This is a genomic window from uncultured Dialister sp. (assembly GCF_937959425.1).
Lineage (GTDB): Bacteria > Bacillota > Negativicutes > Veillonellales > Dialisteraceae > Dialister.
In genome coordinates, this window is record NZ_CALGPS010000001.1 from 1 (window position 1) to 3580 (window position 3580).

Annotated in this window: 4 protein-coding genes; all 4 read right to left on the reverse strand. The window is 50.7% G+C overall.

Annotated features, from left to right (window positions below):
* Positions 1 to 362: hypothetical protein (locus Q0482_RS00005; protein ID WP_299141833.1), on the reverse strand; the 362-nt coding region annotated here is incomplete at its 3' end.
* Positions 363 to 547: 185 nt separating this feature from the next.
* Complete coding sequence (locus tag Q0482_RS00010) at positions 548 to 1381, reverse strand: PD-(D/E)XK nuclease family transposase (protein WP_299141836.1); 834 nt, start codon at positions 1379 to 1381, stop codon at positions 548 to 550.
* A gap of 135 nt (positions 1382 to 1516) precedes the next feature.
* Positions 1517 to 1819 (reverse strand): hypothetical protein, encoded by a 303-nt coding sequence (locus tag Q0482_RS00015; RefSeq protein WP_299141839.1) that lies wholly within the window; start codon positions 1817 to 1819, stop codon positions 1517 to 1519.
* 91 nt (positions 1820 to 1910) lie between these two features.
* The gene (locus tag Q0482_RS00020; RefSeq protein ID WP_299141841.1) at positions 1911 to 2834 is read right to left on the reverse strand and encodes an NAD-dependent epimerase/dehydratase family protein; all 924 of its coding nucleotides are present in this window, start codon (positions 2832 to 2834) and stop codon (positions 1911 to 1913) included.
* Between the last annotated feature and the right edge of the window lie 746 nt (positions 2835 to 3580).

Genomic DNA, 3580 nt, shown 5'->3' on the forward strand with positions numbered 1-3580 from the left:
TCTTCTATTTCTTTTTTGATTTCTTCCACCTTTTCCACAGGAAGGTCGGTACTCATAGCCATATCGTCCACAGAGAGCCCCATATTGAAAAGATGAATAACCGTCTGATGAAGAGCATCGTTAGGCTCTGTCAGGAAGCGACTCTTTTTCCCGCCCTGTTCTATCTGCGTGCGTATTTCTTCTATCTTTTCAACAGGAAGTCTCGTAAATTCCGCTACTTTTTCTACAGAGTAACTTCTTTCCAGCAGTTCAGCTATGGCACGATAAGGAATTCTTCCCATTGACTCTTCATAGCCTATCTCATAACCTACCTTGAATCCATTCGCATATGCTCTGGATAAAACAAACTTCCCCAGATTCATACCATCACTATTCCTTCTTGACCACCTTAACCCAAAGCCATGTCATAGGACAAAGGACATTACAAATAGAATATCCCATGCCGAGAAGAGGAACAACGGTCCTCCGAGGAGTCCTGTCAATTCCGTTCCTTTCTCCTCTTTTACCCCACCCTCAGGCTGCACATGGTTCTCACCCGTTTTCTCTTCTATATGGGCAGGTGATTTTCCTCTGCCAGTTTCTTTATATCTTCTTCCGAACGGCCCGTAGCTTTCTTGATGAAATCTATGCCCATATGCATCCGCAGAAGGTTAATGATAATCTGATTGCTGTTTTTCTCCATTCCTTTTTCATATAATCCTACACTCAAATTGCACATGGTACTCACCAGCCTTTCTTCATCATCGTTTAAATCAATATCGTAGTGCTCAATCAGTTCTGCCTTTTTCCTGCTGGCATCGTCTTCTGATACAAAGAGTTCGCCCAGAAGGTTCAGCAGGCGGTTTTCCATATCCGCCCGGGCATGGGCCACGTAAACCATGACTACCTGCTGCAGGTCGTAGTTTTCTTTTTCATCCAGGATATTTCCATACTCCGTCTCTTCCTGCATGCGGTAGCGAGTGATGCCGCCTCTGTCATCGGGCGCATCCATGCAGAGCCATATGCTGTAGACCTTCTTAATTTTTCCGTATTGTGCCTTGTCAAAGTCCACACCGTACTGGGAGGAAATGAGGCGGCTCACATAGTACATGGCCCGCTTCATGAGCGGATAGGATGTGTGGCGGCTCCTTTGGGCTTCGATGTTGATAATGAGCTGCACCAGTTCATTGCAGGGCGTGATGGCCCTGAAGCGGATGTCGAAAGTGACTTTTCCTTCTGTGACGCTGGTATCTTCCGTCCTTTCGCCGGAAATCCGGTCGGCATTGACCATGGCGGCCGCATTGGTTTCGTCGGGAAGCACCGGCACCGATGCTGTTTCCGGTATGCCTATGATATAGCGGTCACGGATATCGGCAATGGAACAGTCTTTGAATTCTTCCACACAGTACTTCAGTATCCAAGCCAGTATCTTCTTGCTGGAAAGCAGCTTCTTCGCCGCCGCATCGTATTCGGGATTCTTACCGGCCAGATAGACGTCGTCTATGGGTCGTAGTCCATCACACCACCTCCTTCACCTTCATTTTATCATAGGTTTTTGAAAAATAAAGGACCTTTGAAAAGCATCCGTCTTTGACTGCATTTCAAATAGGTGGGCGGCCTTTACAATCATATATGGCCGCCTCTTTTGATAAAACCAGACAACCGCGCCTTTGGCGCGAGGGAAAACATGCCAACCAAGCTGCGCCTGATGGAAATGCACCCCTTCTGTCGCCTCCGGCAACGTCTCCCCCGGTGGGGGATAGGGGTGCATTTCCAACGGGCGAAGCCCGGTTGTACGGTTTTCCCTCGCCCCTTGGGGCGGTTTTGAAGGTTTGATCATAAGAGGCGCCTTTTTGATGAGCAGGCGCCCACCTTTCTCATATTAAAAAGACGCTCTTCTATTTCCAGGAAGAGCGTCTTTTAATTACATTTCATTGTTTTTGGAAGTACTCGTAGGTCCGTTTCAGTCCTTCTTCCAGTGGCATTTCCGGTGTCCAGTGGAGGTTTTTGACTGCTTTTTCGTTGGCCAGGGAGGAGCGGTAGATGTCTCCTTCTCTCACGGGGCCATAGGATGGAGTGATTTGTTTGCCTGTAATTTTGGAGAAAATGGTGACCAGGTCGTTCAGGCTGGTTTCGGTCTGGGTGCTGAGGTTGTAGCAGGTGTCGGCGTTTACGGTGGTGAGTGCCAGTCGGATGCCTTTGGCGATATCGCCGGCGTAGACGAAGTCTCTAGTCTGTTTCCCATTTCCGAAGATGGTAATGCCTTCGCCTTTGGCCAGGCGTTTGGCAAAGATGCTGATAACGCCGCCTTCTCCCCCGTCTCCCTGGCGTTCGCCGTATACGTTGGCAAAGCGGAGGACTACGTAGTGGAGACCGTAGGCAAGATGGTAGAGGGCCAGGTACTTTTCCACGGTCATTTTGGTAAGGCCGTAGAAGGAGAGGGGTTCCTGGGGCAGGGTTTCGGGAAGGGGCAGTGCTTTTTCGTCTACGTCGCCGTAGGTGGCGGCGGAGGAGGAGAAGATGACCCGCTTTACGCCGTATTTCCTGCAGCATTCCAGGATATGTACGGTTCCGGCAATGTTCTGGTACATGTCATTTTCCGGGTCCACCATGGAGTCGCTAACCAGGGTCTGGGCGGCCAGATGGACTACCGCGTCGAAATGTTCTTCGCGGAAGAGGTCTTCTACTCTTTCATCATGGGTATCCATCACTTCCAGACGGGCGTCCTTGGGAAGGTTTTCCCGAAGGCCGGTGGACAGGTTGTCCAGGGAAATGACGTCATCTCCTGCTTCCATGAGCTGGCGTACCAAGTGGGAACCAATAAAGCCGGCACCGCCGGTTACAAGAATTTTCATATTTTCACCTTTTTCTATAGGAATATGTATGTCTATTGCTTTTTTATTATATTAACACATTTTCAAAAGGGCAGTGGTAAAGGAATGATAAACTCTGTTGAGATTTGAGATTTGAGACATCAGACAGTCAGACTTCAGACAGTCAGACTTCAGACGTCCGACAGGGGGAGAGATTTGAGATTTGAGGAAAGAGATTTGAGGTTTGTGGCTCGGACCTATTCTCAGCCCTATCGGGCAGCTCCTTCCTGAGGAAGGAGCCTACGTTACGTTCTATGCTGTAGGGTCATTGGAGCAGGTTAGCATGGCGCCGGGAGATTTCTCGACTCCGCTTCGCTCCGCTCGAAATGACGACAGGCCGCGGTGCGGCCAGGTTTCAGAGGAGGAAGGTTCTAAAGATTGATGCGCCCTGCGGGCGCAAGGGTTCTCAGGTTTGACGGGCCTTTGGGCCCGAAGGTTATGGATTGCCCTGCGGGCAATAGATTTTAAAATGCCGCCTGACGGCAGTGTGCCTTTGGCAATCCCCCCTCGCCACTGCGTGGCCCTCTCCCCCCTTGACAAGCAGGGGGGCGCAAGAGAGTATATAGGCGCTCGCCACCCACCCCTTCTAGGGGTGGGCAAGTGGCGTAGTGGCACGGTCCCCTTTTCCTCCCAAAACTCGCTGTTCGCTGCTTGCAAAGAGCGGGGACAGCGGTACCTTAAAACTTGCCCACCCCCACAAGGGGGTGGGGGGGACCACGAAGTGGTGG

Coding starts and splice junctions, on each gene's coding strand:
- Q0482_RS00015 (WP_299141839.1), bottom strand. CDS start 1,819: ATGATCAAACCTTCAAAACCGCCCCAAGGGGCGAGGGAAAACCGTACA.
- Q0482_RS00020 (WP_299141841.1), bottom strand. CDS start 2,834: ATGAAAATTCTTGTAACCGGCGGTGCCGGCTTTATTGGTTCCCACTTG.